The organism is Angustibacter peucedani (genome assembly GCF_054779595.1).
In genome coordinates this window covers 23812-39824 of sequence record NZ_BAAGXY010000010.1, presented here as the reverse complement: position 1 = coordinate 39824, position 16013 = coordinate 23812, and the positions used below count along the sequence as shown (strand labels likewise).

The 16013-nt window shown below is 72.9% G+C and carries 17 protein-coding genes; 10 read left to right on the top strand and 7 right to left on the bottom strand.

Annotation, left to right across the window (positions count from 1 at the left end):
* Positions 1-1086: a redox-regulated ATPase YchF gene (gene ychF / locus ACYVJ4_RS03350; RefSeq protein ID WP_460458694.1), complete on the top strand. Its 1086-nt coding sequence runs from the start codon at positions 1-3 to the stop codon at positions 1084-1086.
* 87 nt (positions 1087-1173) lie between these two features.
* Here the strand turns inward: ychF and ACYVJ4_RS03345 are convergent, their stop codons facing one another.
* Positions 1174-2631: an MFS transporter gene (locus ACYVJ4_RS03345; RefSeq protein ID WP_460458693.1), complete on the bottom strand. Its 1458-nt coding sequence runs from the start codon at positions 2629-2631 to the stop codon at positions 1174-1176.
* 88 nt (positions 2632-2719) lie between these two features.
* Between ACYVJ4_RS03345 and ACYVJ4_RS03340 the strand changes: the two genes are divergently transcribed.
* Positions 2720-3445, top strand: a complete 726-nt coding sequence (locus ACYVJ4_RS03340; protein WP_460458692.1) for a TetR/AcrR family transcriptional regulator — start codon at positions 2720-2722, stop codon at positions 3443-3445.
* Between the two features lie 57 nt (positions 3446-3502).
* The gene (locus ACYVJ4_RS03335; protein ID WP_460458691.1) at positions 3503-3952 is read left to right on the top strand and encodes a group II truncated hemoglobin; all 450 of its coding nucleotides are present in this window, start codon (positions 3503-3505) and stop codon (positions 3950-3952) included.
* Positions 3953-3972: 20 nt separating this feature from the next.
* Here ACYVJ4_RS03335 and ACYVJ4_RS03330 read toward each other — a convergent pair whose 3' ends face one another.
* Complete coding sequence (locus ACYVJ4_RS03330; protein WP_460458690.1) at positions 3973-4230, bottom strand: hypothetical protein; 258 nt, start codon at positions 4228-4230, stop codon at positions 3973-3975.
* A gap of 75 nt (positions 4231-4305) precedes the next feature.
* On the opposite strand from ACYVJ4_RS03330, the gene ACYVJ4_RS03325 reads away from it, so the two are divergent.
* The 3 genes from ACYVJ4_RS03325 to ACYVJ4_RS03315 are packed head-to-tail and all read left to right on the top strand — an operon-like array spanning position 4306 to position 5910.
* Entirely contained in the window at positions 4306-4905 is a 600-nt protein-coding gene (locus ACYVJ4_RS03325; RefSeq protein WP_460458689.1) for a sulfite oxidase-like oxidoreductase, read from the top strand.
* Entirely contained in the window at positions 4875-5633 is a 759-nt protein-coding gene (locus ACYVJ4_RS03320) for a ferredoxin reductase (protein ID WP_460458688.1), read from the top strand. The genes ACYVJ4_RS03325 and ACYVJ4_RS03320 overlap by 31 nt, the downstream gene beginning before the upstream one ends.
* 1 nt (position 5634) lies before the next feature.
* Positions 5635-5910: a DUF6510 family protein gene (locus tag ACYVJ4_RS03315; RefSeq protein ID WP_460458687.1), complete on the top strand. Its 276-nt coding sequence runs from the start codon at positions 5635-5637 to the stop codon at positions 5908-5910.
* Here ACYVJ4_RS03315 and ACYVJ4_RS03310 read toward each other — a convergent pair.
* Entirely contained in the window at positions 5882-7066 is a 1185-nt protein-coding gene (locus tag ACYVJ4_RS03310; RefSeq protein ID WP_460458686.1) for a CaiB/BaiF CoA transferase family protein, read from the bottom strand. The two genes, ACYVJ4_RS03315 and ACYVJ4_RS03310, sit on opposite strands and share 29 nt — an antisense overlap.
* Positions 7067-7103: 37 nt before the next feature.
* On the opposite strand from ACYVJ4_RS03310, the gene ACYVJ4_RS03305 reads away from it, so the two are divergent.
* A complete protein-coding gene (locus ACYVJ4_RS03305) occupies positions 7104-8246 on the top strand; it encodes a glycerate kinase (protein WP_460458685.1) in 1143 nt (380 codons plus the stop codon).
* Between the two features lie 152 nt (positions 8247-8398).
* The gene (locus ACYVJ4_RS03300) at positions 8399-10072 is read left to right on the top strand and encodes a hypothetical protein (protein WP_460458684.1); all 1674 of its coding nucleotides are present in this window, start codon (positions 8399-8401) and stop codon (positions 10070-10072) included.
* 36 nt (positions 10073-10108) lie between these two features.
* Here the strand turns inward: ACYVJ4_RS03300 and ACYVJ4_RS03295 are convergent, their stop codons facing one another.
* From ACYVJ4_RS03295 to ACYVJ4_RS03280, 4 genes are read right to left on the bottom strand one after another with little or no spacing between them, the layout of a single operon-like run.
* The gene (locus tag ACYVJ4_RS03295) at positions 10109-10867 is read right to left on the bottom strand and encodes a VIT1/CCC1 transporter family protein (RefSeq protein ID WP_460458683.1); all 759 of its coding nucleotides are present in this window, start codon (positions 10865-10867) and stop codon (positions 10109-10111) included.
* Positions 10868-10918: 51 nt separating this feature from the next.
* A complete protein-coding gene (locus tag ACYVJ4_RS03290; RefSeq protein WP_460458682.1) occupies positions 10919-11245 on the bottom strand; it encodes a 4a-hydroxytetrahydrobiopterin dehydratase in 327 nt (108 codons plus the stop codon).
* A 10-nt stretch (positions 11246-11255) separates the two neighbouring features.
* The gene (locus tag ACYVJ4_RS03285) at positions 11256-11783 is read right to left on the bottom strand and encodes a ferritin (protein ID WP_460458681.1); all 528 of its coding nucleotides are present in this window, start codon (positions 11781-11783) and stop codon (positions 11256-11258) included.
* 23 nt (positions 11784-11806) lie between these two features.
* Positions 11807-12649 carry a lysozyme gene (locus ACYVJ4_RS03280; RefSeq protein WP_460458680.1) on the bottom strand — a complete coding sequence of 281 codons (843 nt, stop codon included), beginning with the start codon at positions 12647-12649 and terminating at the stop codon, positions 11807-11809.
* Between the two features lie 160 nt (positions 12650-12809).
* On the opposite strand from ACYVJ4_RS03280, the gene typA reads away from it, so the two are divergent.
* Complete coding sequence (gene typA / locus ACYVJ4_RS03275; protein ID WP_460458679.1) at positions 12810-14696, top strand: translational GTPase TypA; 1887 nt, start codon at positions 12810-12812, stop codon at positions 14694-14696.
* Between the two features lie 221 nt (positions 14697-14917).
* Positions 14918-15910: an ABC transporter permease gene (locus tag ACYVJ4_RS03270; protein ID WP_460458678.1), complete on the top strand. Its 993-nt coding sequence runs from the start codon at positions 14918-14920 to the stop codon at positions 15908-15910.
* The last annotated feature ends 103 nt before the right edge of the window (positions 15911-16013 follow it).

The window sequence follows — 16013 nt, the reverse complement described above, 5'->3', positions numbered from 1 at the left end:
GTGGCCCTCACCATCGGAATCGTCGGACTCCCCAACGTCGGCAAGTCCACGCTCTTCAACGCGCTGACCAAGAACGAGGTGCTCGCGGCGAACTACCCGTTCGCGACGATCGAGCCCAACGTCGGCGTCGTGCCCCTGCCCGACGAGCGGCTGCAGGCGCTGTCCGACATCTTCGGCAGCGCGCGGGTCCTTCCCGCGACGGTGTCGTTCGTCGACATCGCCGGCATCGTGCGCGGCGCGAGCGAGGGCGAGGGACTGGGCAACAAGTTCCTCGCCAACATCCGCGAGGCCGACGCGATCTGCCAGGTCATCCGTTCGTTCGGCGACCCGGACGTCGTGCACGTCGACGGCAAGGTCGACCCGTCGTCCGACATCGAGACCATCAACACCGAGCTCGTCCTGGCCGACCTGCAGACCCTCGAGAACGCGATCCCGCGCCTCGAGAAGGAGGTCAAGGGCAAGAAGGTCGAGAAGTCGGTGCTCGACGCAGCCGTTGCGGCACAGGGGGTTCTTGAGCAGGGCACGACGCTCTACGCGGGTGCCGCGGCCGCGGGGCTCGACCTCGCCGACGTCCGCGAGCTGTCGCTGCTCACCGCCAAGCCGTTCCTCTACGTCTTCAACCTCGACGAGGCCGGGCTGGCCGACGACGCGCTCAAGGCGTCGCTGCGCGAGCTGGTGGCCCCCGCGGAGGCGATCTTCCTGGACGCCAAGGTCGAGGCCGAGCTGGCCGAGCTCGACCCCGAGGACGCCGCCGAGCTGCTCGCCGGCATCGGCCAGGACGAGTCCGGGCTCGACCAGCTGGCACGGGTGGGCTTCAACACCCTCGGGCTGCAGACGTACCTCACCGCGGGGCCGAAGGAGTCGCGCGCCTGGACGATCCGGCGCGGCTGGACGGCGCCCCAGGCCGCGGGCGTCATCCACACCGACTTCCAGCGCGGGTTCATCAAGGCCGAGGTCGTCTCGTTCGACGAGCTCGTCTCGGCCGGCTCGATGGCCGAGGCCAAGTCGCGCGGCAAGGTGCGCATCGAGGGCAAGGACTACGTCATGGCGGACGGCGACGTCGTGGAGTTCCGCTTCAACGTCTGACCCTTCACCGCCGTTGCGTCCGAAGGATCGGTCGCGACCGCGACCAGACGGACGCAACGGCGGTGGACGGCGGTGGACGCCGGCGGGTCAGTGCGGCTCGTCGACCGAGTGCGAGCTGGTCAGGGTGCGCGCGCCAACAACACCCACCAGCCCGACGACGACCGCGAGCGCCGCGTACGTGATCCGCTCGCCGTGGAAGAACGACGCCACCAGCGCGTCGCCCCACCGTCCGGCGGGCAGCGCCGTCGTCACCAGCGCCGCGATCAGCGTGCCGACGACCGCGGTGCCGACGCTGGTGCCGACCTCCTGCGCGGTGTCGTTCAGCGCCGCGCCGATCGACGTCCGGTTGGCGGGCATCGCGTCGACCAGCGCCACGGCGCAGATCGTCATGACGGTGCGCAGCCCGACGGTCAGCACGACCATCGAAGCCGCGATCGCGACGTACCCGTGCGACACGCCCCAGGCCAGGCCGGCGAGCGACCCGGCCAGCAGCCCGGTGCCGACGAGGCACGCCACCCGGTGGCCGAACTGGCGACCGAGCCACTCCGACACGGGTGTCGCGGCGATCATCGTGAGGATCAGCGGCAGGTTCGCCAGGCCGGCCTTCACCGGCGACCAGCCGTAGGCGTACTGGAAGTGCAGGATCAGCCCGAACATCACGCCGGCCATGGCGATGGACGTCGCGACCTGGGCGATCGCCGCGCCGCGCACCGTGCCGCTGGTGAAGAGCCGCAGGTCGAGCATCGGCTCGGCGGTGCGCCGCTCGTGCCGGACGAACGCGCCGACGGCGAGCACCGCGCCGAGCGCCGACGCCAGGGTGGCCACCGAGAGCCAACCGTGCTCGACGCCGCTGGTGAGGGTGTAGCAGGCCAGGCCGATGGCGCCGATGCTGAGCACCGCGCCGGGCAGGTCGAGGCGGTCGCCGGTGAGGTCCTCGGGCCGGTCGGCCGGCACCCCGAGCCGCACGCCGATCCAGGCGAGCAGCGCCACCGGGGCGTTGACGACGAGCAGCCACTCCCAGCGCACGTGCGCCAGGGCCGTGCCGCCGAGCAGCGGGCCGAGCACGAACCCGCTCATGCCGACGACGATCATCACCGTCATGGCGCGCATCCGCAGCGCCTGCTCGTCGAAGAGCCGGAAGACCAGCGAGTTGGTGATCGGCGCCATCGCGGCGGCCGCCACCCCGAGCGCGGCGCGCAGGGCGATCAGCTCTCCCGCGGTGCTCACGAGCACCACCAGCAGGCTGACCAGGCCGAACGCCGCCAGCCCGACGAGCAGCACCCGCCGCCGTCCGAGCCGGTCGGCGGCCGAGCCCGCGGTCAGCAGCAGGCCGCCGAAGGTGAGCGAGTAGGCGCCGGTCACCCACTGCAGTGCCGTCGTCCCGCTGCCCAGGTCGCGGCCGATGGTGGGCAGGGCGATGGTCAGCAGCGTGTTGTCGACCATCTCGACGAAGAACGCCATGCACAGCGCGGCGAGCGGCACCCACGCCGCCCGGAGGGAGGCGTAGGTGCGGGCGGGGGCGACCTCGGGGGGTGCGGTGGTCATGACTGGCCTCCTTCTCGAACGGCGTACGATTCTCGTACAACGTTCGATAAGATAGAACGCCGTTCGAGAATGCGCAACCTGTGATGGGATGGACCTCGTGGCACCTCCTCGACCGACCGCCCGGACGCGCACCGCGCCGCCCGGACGTCGGCGCGCGTCGCACTCGCTGGAGGCCGTCGTCTCCGAGGCGGTGGCGCTGCTGGACGAGGCCGGCGAGCCCGCGCTGACCTTCCGCGCGCTGGCGTCGCGACTCGGCGGTGGCGTCGCGAGCATCTACTGGTACGTCTCGAGCAAGGACGAGCTGCTCGACCGCGCGAGCGACCACGTGCTGGCCGGCGTGCTGGAGGCCACCGCCTCCTTCACCGGCGCCGACGACCCGGTCGACGACGTCCGGGCCATCGCCGTCACGCTCTTCGACGCCATCGCCGACCGGCCGTGGCTCGGCGCCTACTTCATGCGTGACACCGGCCAGCAGCCCAACGCGCTGCTGCTGTTCGAACGGCTCGGCCAGCAGGTGATGCGGCTCGACCTCGGGCCGCAGCAGGCGTTCAACGCCGTGTCGTCGGTGATCGGGTTCGTCGTCGGCATCGCCGCGGACCTCGGCCAGCAGCCACCGCCGGAGGTGCTGGACGGCACCGTGACCCGGGACGAGTACATCGAGCAGTTCGCCGCCGAGTGGCGCGCGCTCGACCCGCAGCAGTACCCGTTCGTGCACCACGTCGTCGACCAGTTCGCCCACCACGACGACGCCGAGCAGTTCCGGGCCGGCCTCGACCTGCTGCTCGCCGGGCTACGGCTGCAGGCCGGACGTTAGGCAACCTTCGCGGTCCGGGCCTTGCGCCGGTGCCGCCCGGGTCGCAGGATCGGCCGCATGACGCAGACCGTGTACGACGCGGCCGGGGGAGCGGACGGGCTGCTGCGGCTCGCGCACGCCTGGCACGAGCGGTGCCTGGCCGACCCGGTGGCGGCACACCCCTTCGAGCACCCCGGCCACCCGCAGCACCTGGAGCGGCTGGCTGCCTACTGGGGCGAGGCGCTCGGGGGGCCACCCGCCTACACCGAGGGCATGGGCGACGAGACCCGGGTGCAGCGCATGCACGCGGGCAACGGCGTGCACCACGAGCTCGACGAACGGGCGATCGCCTGCTTCGAGGTCGCCGTCGCCGACGCCGGCCTGGCGGACGACGACCGGCTGCGCACCACCCTCGTCACCTACTTCCGCTGGGCGACCGAGCAGCTGTCGCAGCACCCCGACACCCACACGACGGTGCCCAAGGGCCTGCCGCTGCCGCGCTGGGACTGGGACGGCCCGGTCGGCTGAGGTCCGGGCCGTCCCGCGGCTCAGCGCAGCTGGTGCGCGTCGTCCGGCAGCCCGTAGACCGTGCGCAGGTCGGCGATCGCCTGCAGCTGGCGCCGGCCGTGCGGGCTCGCGCAGGACTCGCCCTCGTCGCCGACGACCGGCTCGAAGGAGTGCAGCACGATGCGCTCGAGCAGCTCGCCCAGCGACTCGTCGTTGAACTCGGCGAGGCCCTTGAGCACCTTCACCAGGCGCTTCTCCAGCCGGACGCCGAGCTGTACCCGTTCGACGGTTGTGACCATGGGACCAAGGTAACAGCGCGGATCCGGGACCGCCACGGGGTTTCTCGCGCGAGCGGTCGCTGCAACACTGCCGACGTGGCGAGCTTCAGCCCTGGGTTCCGCGGCCGGGCGCGGGACGGCGACGTCCACCTGCCGCCCGGCCAGTACCTCACGCACGACTTCCCCGTGCTCAGCGCGGGTCCCACCCCGCGGATCTCGTTGCCGGAGTGGGAGTTCGTCGTCCGCACCGAGACCGGCGACAGCCACCGCTGGACCTGGGACGAGCTGCACGACCTGCCGCGGGAGTCCCCGACGGTCGACCTGCACTGCGTCACCAAGTGGTCGAAGCTCGGCACCGACTGGGAGGGCGTCTCGCTCGACGTCCTGCTCGAGGACGTCGAGACCGCGGCCGACTTCGTCATGGTGCACTCCTACGGCGGGTACACGACGAACCTGCCGCTCGAGGACCTGCTCGACGGGCGCGCGTGGCTCGTCGACACCTACGACGGCGAGCCCCTCGAGCCGGCGCACGGCGGCCCGGCCCGGCTGCTGGTGCCGCACCTCTACCTGTGGAAGTCGGCCAAGTGGGTGCGGGGGCTGGAGATGCTGGCGCAGGACGAGCCGGGCTTCTGGGAGAGCCTGGGCTACCACGAGTACGGCGACCCGTGGCGCGAGCAGCGGTACGCGGGCGACTAGGCGAGCGGCTGCGCTGGCGCACCGCCCGGCTGGTCGCGACGCGCGACGAGACCGCCTCTGCCCGCACCCTGGTGCTGGACGTCGAGGGGTGGCCGGGTCACCTGGCCGGCCAGCACGTCGACGTCCGGCTCACGGCGGACGACGGCTACACCGCCCAGCGCAGCTACTCGATCGCGTCAGCGGTCGACGGCGAGCGGGTCGAGCTCACGGTGCAGCGGGTACCGGACGGCGAGGTGTCGCCCTACCTCGTCGGCGGCCTCGAGGTGGGGCAGGCGGTCGAGCTGCGGGGCCCTGTCGGCGGCTGGTTCGCCTGGGAGCCGGGCGATCTCGAGCCGGTGCTCCTGGTCGGCGGTGGCTCGGGGCTGGTGCCGCTGATGGCGATGCTGCGCGCGCGGCAGCGGGCGAGGAGCAGCGCGCCGTTCCGGCTGCTCGTCTCGGTGCGCACCCCGGCCGACCTGCTCTACGCCGAGGAGCTGGCGGCGTCCGCCCGCGAGCCCGACGTGCGGGTGGTGGTGCACCACACGCGCGAGGCGCCGGCGGGATCGCCTGCCCCGCAACGGCTCTCGAGCGCCGACGTCGCGGCCGTCGCGTTCGCGCCGGAGCAGCGCCCGCTCTGCTTCGTCTGCGGCCCGACGGGTTTCGTCGAGGCCGTCGCCACCGCGCTCGTGGACGCCGGCCACCCGGCCGAGCAGGTGCGCACCGAGCGTTTCGGACCATCAGGAGGCTGACGTGACCACCACCGAGCACCTCGACGGCAACGCCCTCGCCGGGCCGTTCTCCGAGCTCTTCGCGGTCGACGTGACCCTGGCCGTCACGACCTGCGTGGGCTGCGGGCGCGTGTCCCGGGTCGCCGAGCTGCAGGTCTACCTGGCCGGGCCGGGCGCGGTCGCCCGCTGCCCGGGCTGCCAGGACACGGTCGCGCGCTACGTCCGGACCCCGACCGAGGGGCACCTCGACCTGCGCGGCACGCTCTCGCTCACGGTGCCGCTGGGTCCGCAGGGCTGAGCTGGACGACGGCCCCGGCCTCGAGCAGGCCGTCGACGTCGTCCACGCCCCAGGCCTCCAGCGCGGCCCGGCTGTGCTGACCGGGACGGCTCGGCCCGGAGGTCAGGGTGGCGGGCGTGCGGGAGAAGCGCGGCGCGGGTGCGGGTTGCACCACGCCGTGGCGCTCGACGTAGGTGCCACGAGCCGCCAGGTGCGGGTGCGACGGCGCCTCGCGCAGTGGCAGCACCGGTGCGACGCAGGCGTCCGAGCCCTCGAACACGGCCGTCCACGCGGCCTGGGTGCGCGACGCGAACGTCGCGGTCAGCAGCGCGCGCAGCTGCGGCCAGGTGGTCGGGTCGGCGCGGTCGGGTGCACGGTCGGCGATGCCGAGCCGCTGCAGCAGCTCGGCGTAGAACGGCTCCTCCAAGGCGCCGACCGCGACGTGCCGGCCGTCCGACGTCTCGTACACGTCGTAGAACGGTGCCCCGCCGTCGAGCAGGTTGGTGCCGCGCTCCTCGCGCCACGCACCGCCGGCGACGACGCCGGACAGCATCGCCGCGAGGTGGGCGGCGCCGTCGACGATCGCGGCGTCGACCACCTGCCCGCGCCCGCTGGCGCGCGCCTCGAGCAGCGCCGCCAGCACGCCGACCACCAGGTACGTCGAGCCCCCGCCGAAGTCCCCGAGCAGGTTCTGCGGGAACTGCGGCGGCCCGCCCGCGCGGCCCAGCCCGTGCAGCGTGCCCGACACCGCGAGGTAGTCGACGTCGTGGCCGGCCGTGCGTGCGAGCGGACCGTCCTGACCCCATCCCGTCATTCGGGCGTAGACCAGAGAAGCGTTGCGCCGCAGGCACTCCTGCGGTCCGAGGCCGAGCCGCTCCGCCGCGCCGGGGCGCATCCCCTCGACCAGCACGTCGGCCCGCTCGACCAGGTCGAGCACGGCCGCCACGGCGCGAGGGTGCTTGAGGTCCATCGCGACGCTGGGCCGCCCCCGCGTGAGGACGTCGGTCGGGCGCGGACCAGCGCCGGGGACGCCCTCCGGGCGCTCGACCCGCACCACGTCGGCGCCGAGGTCGGCCAGCGTCATGGCGGCGTGCGGGGCCGGCCCGATGCCGGCCAGCTCGACCACCCGTACGCCGCGCAGCGGTCCCGAGCCCTCGCCGAGCCTGATCTGGTCCATCCCGCGATCATGGCCGACGGACCGCGATGATCGGGTCATGACCCGCGTCGTCGTCGCGCCCGACTCCTTCAAGGGGTCGATGGCGGCCGCGGACGTCGCGCACCACCTCGCGCTCGGGCTGCGCTCGGCCCGGCCCGACGCCGTCGTCGACGAGGTGCCCCTGGCCGACGGCGGCGAGGGCACCGTCGACGCCGCCGTCGCGTCCGGCCTGCGTCGCACCACGGTGCGGGTGGCCGGCCCGACGGGCGAGCCGGTCGACGCCGACCTGGCGCTGGGCGACGACCTGGCGGTCGTCGAGCTGGCCTCCGCATCAGGCCTGGCACGGCTGCCTGGTGCTCGACCAGATCCGTTGCGCGCCAGCACGTGCGGCACCGGGGAGCTGGTGCTTGCCGCCCTCGGCGCCGGGGCTCGGCGGCTCGTGCTCGCCCTCGGCGGCAGCGCGACCACGGACGGCGGGGCCGGGTTGCTCCAGGCGCTCGGCGCCCGTCTGCTCGGCGCCGACGGCCGACCCCTGGCCCCGGGCGGCGCCACGCTCGTCGACCTCGAGCACGTCGACCTCACCCGGCTCGACCCGCGGCTCGCGGGCGTCGACGTCGAGCTCGCCAGCGACGTCGACAGCCCGCTGCTCGGCCCGCACGGCGCGGCCGCGGTCTTCGCGCCGCAGAAGGGCGCCACGCCGGACGACGTCCGCCGGCTCGAGCGCGGGCTGGCCCGCTGGGCCGACGTGCTGGCCCGGTCGCTGCCTGCCGCGGCCGACGCCGTGACGGCCGCGGGCGCCGGTGCGGCCGGGGGAGCAGGCTTCGCGGCGCTGGCGGTGCTCGGAGCGCGCCGTCGTCCGGGCGTGGAGGTGGTCGCCGAGCTGGTGCGGCTGCCCGAGCGGGTCGCCGGTGCCGACCTGGTCGTCACCGGCGAGGGCTCGCTCGACGCGCAGTCGTTGCGCGGCAAGGCACCCGTCGGCGTGGCCCGCGTCGCGGCCGCCCACGGCGTGCCCGTCGTCGCAGTCTGCGGCCGTCTCTCCCTCGGCCCGGACGACGTCGCGCGGGCGGGCTTCGCGGCGGCGCACCCGCTCACCGACCTCGAGCCGGACGAGGCGGTGAGCCGCGCCCGCCCCGGCCCGTTGCTCGAGCGGACCGGGCACCTCGTCGCCCTGCGTCACCTCGACGTCCGACCGGGCGGGTGATGCGCCGCCTGGTCCGGACGGGCTGGTCACCCTGAGCGACCGCGAGCGTCCAGACGCGCTGCTGCGCGGACGAATCCGGTCATGACGCTCAGGTTCCAAGATCGTCGGATCGATGGGGACTAGTCATCCCGGACCCATCGGAGATCCTCATCATGCGCAGCGCAGCATCCCGCCGCCGTACCCGCCCGCTCGTCGCCCTCGCGGCGCTCGTGACGGTGCTCGGCGCCCTGACCGCCACGGCGGCACCGGCCCAGGCCCTGACCCTCGGCAAGGTCCCGCACTTCAGCCGGGGCATCGAGGGCTACGCCCCGTACCAGCCGCAGACCATCTGCACCAAGACCGCCAGCAAGGGCGCGACGCTGCTCTCGAAGTGGCTGCTCAAGCGCTACCCGGGCAGCTCGTCGTCCGGCATCATGCGCGCCTGCACCGCCGGTGGCACGAGCGAGCACAAGGACGGCCGCGCCTTCGACTGGCACGCCGACTACCGCACCAAGCGCGGCCGCGCGCAGGGCCAGGCCTTCATGCGCCTGATGCGCGCCACCGACAAGTACGGCAACCGCAACGCGATCGCCCGCCGCATGGGGATCATGTACTTCATCTGGAACGACAAGATCTACTCGGCCAGCCGCGGCTTCGCGTCCAAGGCCTACCGCAACGCCGGCTGCCCTCGCGGCCCGATCTCCAAGTGCAGCGCCACCTTGCGGCACAAGGACCACATGCACATCTCGCTCGGTTGGAGCGGTGCGCGGGCCATGACGTCGTTCTGGGACGGCACCGTGAGCGGCGTCGGCACCCCGCCGAAGGCGCCGACCAAGCCCACCCCGAAGCCCACGCCCAAGCCCACCCCCAAGCCGACCCCGAAGCCGACCCCGAAGCCGACGCCCAAGCCGACGCCGACGCCGACGCCGACGCCGACGCCGACCCCCACCCCCTCGGTGCCGCTGCTCGACCAGGACGCGCAGCCCGTCGTCGCCCTGACCGTCAGCGCCAAGAGCCTCGGGGCGAAGACGCCGTTCTCGCTCAAGGCCGGCACGACCTACCGTCTGGTGGCCAGCGGCTACTACCGCTTCGGCGCCGGCAACCACGTCGCCGACCCGTCCTGCTCGTGGCACCTCGGTGACGACGCCGGATGGTCGCGGCAGGCCGAGGGCACGACGTCCACCAACGCGCTGAAGGTCGTCGTCAACGGCGGCTCGCGGTGGCGGTCGGTGCGCGACGGCGACTGCGACGAGGTCACCCACACCTACGTGTGGGACTACAAGCCCTCGACCACCGGCCCGGTCAGCATCCGGCTCGACGACACGACCCACGCGGACGACGACGGTGCGCTCACGGTGCGGGTGCTGAAGGCCGGCGCCTCGCCGTGGCCCTACGCCGCCAGCATGCCGGCGGCGCAGGCCGAGCCGACGCTCCCGGCCGCGGGCAGCAGCACCGGCAGCCGGCTCACGACGACCGCCACCACCACGGTGCGGTCGGCGTCGCCGACGCGGACGTCCTACTGGCTCAAGCAGTGGAAGCGCTACAAGGTCACGGTGCGCGGCACGTACGGCGCCGGTGACGGCCTCGTCGCCGACGCGGAGTGCACCAAGACGCCGAGCGGCACCTGGCAGCGCCAGCGATCGGCCGACCCGCTGCACCCGTGGAAGGACTACTACGACCTGTACCTCGACGGCGTCGACCTGCCCTCGCAGGGCTGCTCCGACGACCACGAGTACACGTACACCTTCACGGCCCGCCGCGACGGCAACGCGACGTTCGTGCTGTGGGACCTCGCGCCGTCCGACAACACGGGCACCTTGACCGCCGAGGTCACGCCGGTCTCGTAGCCCGACGCCGGACGTCGGCCGAGCTGGTCGGCGGGATCAGATCCCGATCCCGCCGACCAGCAGGCCGACGCAGTAGGTGACCCCCATGGCGAGCGCGCCGCCGGCGACGTTGCGCAGCACGGCCCGACGGCGGTCGGCGTCGCCGAGCCGCGCGCTCTGCCAGCCGGTCAGGGCCAGGGCGAGGACGACGGCCACGAACGTCACCGGCACCCGGAACGCGTGCGGGGGCAGCAGGATCGCGACGAGCGGCAGCAGCGCGCCGACGAAGAACGACACCGCGGACGCCGACGCCGCGGCCCAGGGGTCGGTGAGGTCGTCCGGATCGATGCCGAGCTCGACGTCGACGTGGGCGGCGAAGGCGTCGTGCGCCGTCAGCTGCTGAGCCACCTCGCGCGCCAGCTCGGGCGTCAGGCCCTTGCCCTCGTAGATCTCCGCCAGCTCCTCGAGCTCCTCGTGCGGCATCTCGCGCAGCTCGCGACGTTCCTTGTCCAGCAACGCCTGCTCGGTGTCGCGCTGGGTGCTGACCGACACGTACTCGCCGGCCGCCATCGACAGCGCGCCCGCCACCAGGCCCGCCACCCCCGCGGTGAGGATCGTGCCGCGGTCCGCGGTCGCCCCGGCCACCCCGACCACGATGCCGGCGGTCGACACGATGCCGTCGTTGGCTCCGAGCACCCCGGCGCGCAACCAGTTCAGCCGCGCCCCGACGGACTCGGCGTGCTCCTCGCCTTCGTGGGCGGTGGCAGGGTCGATGGCGCTCGTCACGCCTCCACCGTAGACAGGGGACCGCGGCATCGCCAGCGAGGGAAGCCTTGCCTCACAACGGATCCAGGCCGTGGTGCCGCGTCAGGCCTGCGGCGGTGGCGGGTCGACCACGGCGGCGCCGAGCCGTCCGGCCCACTCCTGCGCCCGGTGGGCGAGCTCGACGTCCAGCTGGGTCACGCCGCCCTGCGAGTGCGTCGAGCAGCGCAGCACCACGGTGCGCCAGCGCAGGTCGACGTCCGGGTGGTGGTCCATGTGCTCGGCCTCGTCGGCCACCTCGGCCAGCAGCCGGACGGCGGTGCGGAAGTCGGGCGCCTCGTACGCGCCGCGCAGGGCCGTGCCCTCGCGCCGCCAGCCCGGCAGGTCGCGCAGCTGGCGGTCGACCTCCTCGTCGTCGAGCAGCCGGCTCATGGTGCGAGCCCTAGATCGCGCCACCGGCCGCGGCGGGCGCGGTCGGGTCGGCGGCCTCGCCGGCCATCTCGCGGGCGACGAAGTCCTCGAGGTGGAACAGGTTGTCGCCCGCGCGGTGCGCGATGGCCAGGAGGGTCGTCATCGAGGCGACCTCCTCGACCTGCTCCTTCAGGAACCACTGCATGAACTGCTCGCCGCGGTAGTCGCCCTCGTCGCGAGCCGTGCGGGCCAGGGCCTCGATCTGGCGGGTGACCAGCTTCTCCTGGTCGAGCGCCAGCTCGATCGGCTCGATGACGCCGGCGAAGTCGCTGCGCACCTCGTCGACCCCGGGCACCGCGACCTTCTCGTCGCTGTCGAGCAGGTACTGCACCATCATCATCGCGTGGTTGCGCTCCTCGACCGCCTGCGCGTAGAAGTGCGCGGCCAGCTGGGGCATGTCGTAGTCGTCGAACCACACGGCCACCGCGATGTACTGCTGCGACGCGGTGAACTCGTGCCGGATCTGCTGCCGCAGGAGGTCGAGGAAGGCGGTTCCCATGCGGCGAGCCTAGCGGGGCGTGATCACCCCAGGGCGAGGGCCGCGAGCCGGTCGGCGGTGCCGTTGAAGAGGTCCTGGTCGACCGGGTCCGAGCTGTGCTGCCAGATCGTGTGGTAGCCCCAGCCGGCGGGCAGCGTGCCCACCGACGAGGCGTACCGCGCGACCCACAACGGGTTCACCGCGCCGCGCGAGGTGTTCGACGCGGTGCAGGTGTCCCACCAGTTCGCCGTCGTGTAGATCACCGGGTCGCGGCCGGTCAGCGAGCGGTAGGTGTCGGAGAAGTCCGCCACCCAGGCGACCATCGCGGCCGCCGAGAGGCCGAAGCAGGTCGCGCCGTACGGGTTGTACTCGATGTCGAGCGCCCCGGGCAGGGTGCGGCCGTCGGCCGACCACCCGCCGCCGTGCTGCACGAAGTAGGTGGCCTGCGCCGCGCCGCTCGAGCGGTCCGGCAGGGCGAAGTGGTACGCGCCGCGCGTCATCCCGGCGCCGTACGACCCGTCGTACTGCTGGGCGAACGACGGGTTGGTGTAGCCCGTGCCCTCGGTGGCCTTGACGTACGCGAACGAGATCCCGCTGGCCGCGTACGAGCCCCAGTCCACCGCCCCCTGGTAGTTCGACACGTCGATGCCCTGCGGCTGCCCGGCGAGCGTCGTCCGGGCGACCTCGCGGCCGGGTGATCCGCTGACCTCCCACCCGGCGTACGCGCCGCCCGCCGTCGTGATGCCGGCCGCCCGGGCCGCCGGCGTGGGCCGGGGCGCGGTGGCGGAGGACGACGCCGACGCGGCCGCCGGGACGACGAGCGAGCCGGCGAGCGCCAGCGACGCGGCGACGGGGACGAGGGCGAGGGCACGGCGCGAGCGGGTCATGGCGGTCCTTCGGCAGGTGAGCACGGGGGGTGTCCCGAACGTACCGAGAAGTCCGGAAGGTCCGGGTCAAGCGCCGGCCAAGAACCGGTCAGCCGGTCCGCCCCCGGCGAGCCCGTAGACTCGTGGGGCTCCCCCCACCCTCGATCGTCAGGACCTCTGCATGCCCACGCGCACCCGCGACGACATCCGCAACGTCGCGATCGTCGCCCACGTCGACCACGGCAAGACCACGCTGGTCGACGCGATGCTCTGGCAGTCCGGCGCCTTCGGCGAGCACCAGCACGTCGACGAGCGCGCCATGGACTCCGGCGACCTCGAGCGCGAGAAGGGCATCACGATCCTCGCCAAGAACACCGGCGTCCGGTACACCGGCCCGTCGGCGGCCACGCTCGGCCACCCCGACGGCGTCACCATCAACATCATCGACACCCCCGGCCACGCCGACTTCGGCGGCGAGGTCGAGCGCGGCCTGTCGATGGTCGACGCCGTGTGCCTGCTCATCGACGCGAGCGAGGGGCCGCTGCCGCAGACCCGCTTCGTGCTGCGCAAGGCGCTCGAGGCGCGGCTGCCGGTGATCCTCGTGGTCAACAAGGTCGACCGGCCCGACGCCCGCATCGGCGAGGTCGTCGACGAGACCTACGAGCTGTTCCTCGACCTGGACGCCGAGGAGGACCAGATCGAGTTCCCGATCGTCTACGCCTCGGCCCGCGCCGGTCGGGCCTCGCTGAACCGCCCCGCCGACGGCGGGCTGCCGGACTCCGCCGACCTCGAGCCGCTGTTCGAGACGATCCTGCGCGCGGTGCCGGCGCCGGTGTACGACGACGAGCACCCGTTCCAGGCGCACGTCACCAACCTCGACGCCTCGCCGTTCCTCGGCCGCATCGCCCTGTGCCGCGTGCACGAGGGCGAGGTGCGCAAGGGACAGCAGGTGATGTGGTGCCGCCACGACGGCACGCAGCAGCGGGTGAAGATCACCGAGCTGCTGATGACGCAGGCGCTCGAGCGGCTGCCCGCCGAGCAGGCCGGCCCCGGCGACATCATCGCGATCGCCGGCATCCCCGAGATCACCATCGGCGAGACGCTCGCGGACGTCGACGACCCGCGCCCGCTGCCCCTGATCTCCGTCGACGAGCCCGCGATCTCGATGACGATCGGCACCAACACCTCGCCGCTGGCGGGCCGCGGCCCGACCAAGGGCACCAAGGTGACCGCCCGGCTGGTCAAGGACCGCCTCGACCGCGAGCTCGTCGGCAACGTCTCGATGCGCGTGCTGCCGACCGAGCGGCCCGACGCCTGGGAGGTGCAGGGCCGCGGCGAGCTGGCCCTGGCGATCCTGGTCGAGCAGATGCGCCGCGAGGGCTTCGAGCTCACCGTGGGCAAGCCGCAGGTGGTCACCCGCCAGGTCGACGGCAAGCTGCACGAGCCGGTCGAGCGCCTCACGGTCGACGCGCCCGAGGAGTACCTCGGCGCGATCACCCAGCTGCTCGCCGTCCGCAAGGGCCGCATGGAGCAGATGACCAACCACGGCACCGGCTGGATCCGGATGGAGTTCCTGGTGCCCTCGCGCGGCTTGATCGGGTTCCGCACCGAGTTCTTGACCGAGACCCGCGGCACCGGCATCGCGCACCAGGTCTTCGAGCGCTACGAGCCGTGGTTCGGCGAGCTGCGCACGCGGCCGAGCGGCTCGCTGGTCGCCGACCGCGCCGGTGCGGCCACGCAGTACGCCATGGCCAACCTGCAGGAGCGCGGCACGCTCTTCGTCGACCCCGGCACCGAGGTGTACGAGGGGATGGTGGTGGGGGAGAACTCCCGGGCGGACGACATGGACGTCAACATCACCAAGGAGAAGAAGATGACCAACGTCCGCTCGAACGCGGACGAGCTCGAGCGCCTGGTGCCCGCGCGCAAGCTCTCGCTGGAGCAGTCGCTGGAGTTCTGCCGCGACGAGGAGTGCGTCGAGGTCACGCCGGACGCCGTCCGGATCCGCATGGTGCAGCTCAACGCGCACGAGCGGGAGAAGGCCCGGGGGAGGGCCCGCCGCGCCTGACGCGAGGTGCTCGTGGGCGCGGGGATCCGTGCTCAGCGGTGGTCACGGCACGGTGTCGGAACGGTGTCGAGGGCGAACCGGGCGATACCGCACGAGCGGAGCCAGGTCGCGGCGCGGTCACGATTGGGCAACGGCCCCCGCAGGGTGTTGCTCACCCTGCGGACCACTGGCATAGAGTCCACTCGGCTCGGAGCGGTCCCTACCGAAAGGTTTCCTTCACCATGACGCTTGCGTCGCAGTCTGCGGAGCAGGAGACGCATGTCACCGAAGGAGTGACGGGAGTCCAGGGTCGGTCGCCGTCCCAGATCGCGTGGGGCCGGCTGAAGCGCGACAAGGTCGGCATGATCAGCCTCGGCGTCGTGCTGCTCTACATCGTCGTCGCGATCCTGGCGCCGGTCATCACGCGCATCGCCGGCGTCGACACCGCCTACAACACCAACAACATCGGTGACGGCGGCATGCCGAAGGGCGGCTTCCTCAACAGCGACATCGGCTTCGACCACCTGCTGGGCGTCGAGCCGGTCACCGGCCGCGACATCTTCGCCGAGCTGCTCTACGGCAGCCGCATCTCGCTGCTGGTCGCGTTCCTCGGCACCTTCTTCACCGGCATCATCGGCGTGGTAATGGGGATCATCTCCGGCTTCTCCGGCGGCCGGGTCGACTCGCTGCTCGGCCGGCTGATGGACCTCATCCTCAGCTTCCCGCAGCTGATCCTGCTGATCGCGCTGAGCCCGATCGTCGTCGACCTGTTCGACAAGAAGCTCGGCATCGACGGCAACCCGGCCCGCCTGGCGTTCCTGGTGCTGGTCTTCGCGGTCTTCGGCTGGCCCTACCTCGCCCGCATCATCCGCGGCCAGGTGCTGAGCCTGCGCGAGCGCGAGTTCGTCGAGGCCGCGATCTCGATGGGCGCCTCGACCCGGCGGATCCTGTTCAAGGAGATCCTGCCGAACCTCTGGGTGCCGATCCTCGTGTACTCCTCGCTCCTGCTGCCGTCGTACATCGGCGCGGAGGCGGCCCTGTCGTTCCTGGGCGTCGGCGTCGGCGAGCCCACGCCCACCTGGGGCAAGATGCTCAGCGACTCGGTGAAGTTCTACCAGGTGGCCCCGCTGTACCTGTTCATCCCCGGTACGGCGCTGTTCATCCTCGTGCTCGCCTTCAACCTGCTCGGCGACTCGATCCGCGACGCGCTCGACCCGCGGGCGGGACGCGCGTAAGCACCCACAGACTTCCCGGCCACGCGCCGGGAGCGGCACGTCGCACGCGGCGGGCCGGACGGGCCGAGCAAAAGTCTCGGTCCTTCGACCAGGAGGAGACAAC

Coding starts and splice junctions, on each gene's coding strand:
- ACYVJ4_RS03345 (WP_460458693.1), bottom strand. CDS start 2,631: ATGACCACCGCACCCCCCGAGGTCGCCCCCGCCCGCACCTACGCCTCC.
- ACYVJ4_RS03340 (WP_460458692.1), top strand. CDS start 2,720: ATGGACCTCGTGGCACCTCCTCGACCGACCGCCCGGACGCGCACCGCG.
- ACYVJ4_RS03335 (WP_460458691.1), top strand. CDS start 3,503: ATGACGCAGACCGTGTACGACGCGGCCGGGGGAGCGGACGGGCTGCTG.
- ACYVJ4_RS03330 (WP_460458690.1), bottom strand. CDS start 4,230: ATGGTCACAACCGTCGAACGGGTACAGCTCGGCGTCCGGCTGGAGAAG.
- ACYVJ4_RS03310 (WP_460458686.1), bottom strand. CDS start 7,066: ATGGACCAGATCAGGCTCGGCGAGGGCTCGGGACCGCTGCGCGGCGTA.
- ACYVJ4_RS03305 (WP_460458685.1), top strand. CDS start 7,104: ATGACCCGCGTCGTCGTCGCGCCCGACTCCTTCAAGGGGTCGATGGCG.
- ACYVJ4_RS03300 (WP_460458684.1), top strand. CDS start 8,399: ATGCGCAGCGCAGCATCCCGCCGCCGTACCCGCCCGCTCGTCGCCCTC.
- ACYVJ4_RS03295 (WP_460458683.1), bottom strand. CDS start 10,867: ATGCCGCGGTCCCCTGTCTACGGTGGAGGCGTGACGAGCGCCATCGAC.
- ACYVJ4_RS03290 (WP_460458682.1), bottom strand. CDS start 11,245: ATGAGCCGGCTGCTCGACGACGAGGAGGTCGACCGCCAGCTGCGCGAC.
- ACYVJ4_RS03285 (WP_460458681.1), bottom strand. CDS start 11,783: ATGGGAACCGCCTTCCTCGACCTCCTGCGGCAGCAGATCCGGCACGAG.
- ACYVJ4_RS03280 (WP_460458680.1), bottom strand. CDS start 12,649: ATGACCCGCTCGCGCCGTGCCCTCGCCCTCGTCCCCGTCGCCGCGTCG.
- typA (WP_460458679.1), top strand. CDS start 12,810: ATGCCCACGCGCACCCGCGACGACATCCGCAACGTCGCGATCGTCGCC.
- ACYVJ4_RS03270 (WP_460458678.1), top strand. CDS start 14,918: ATGACGCTTGCGTCGCAGTCTGCGGAGCAGGAGACGCATGTCACCGAA.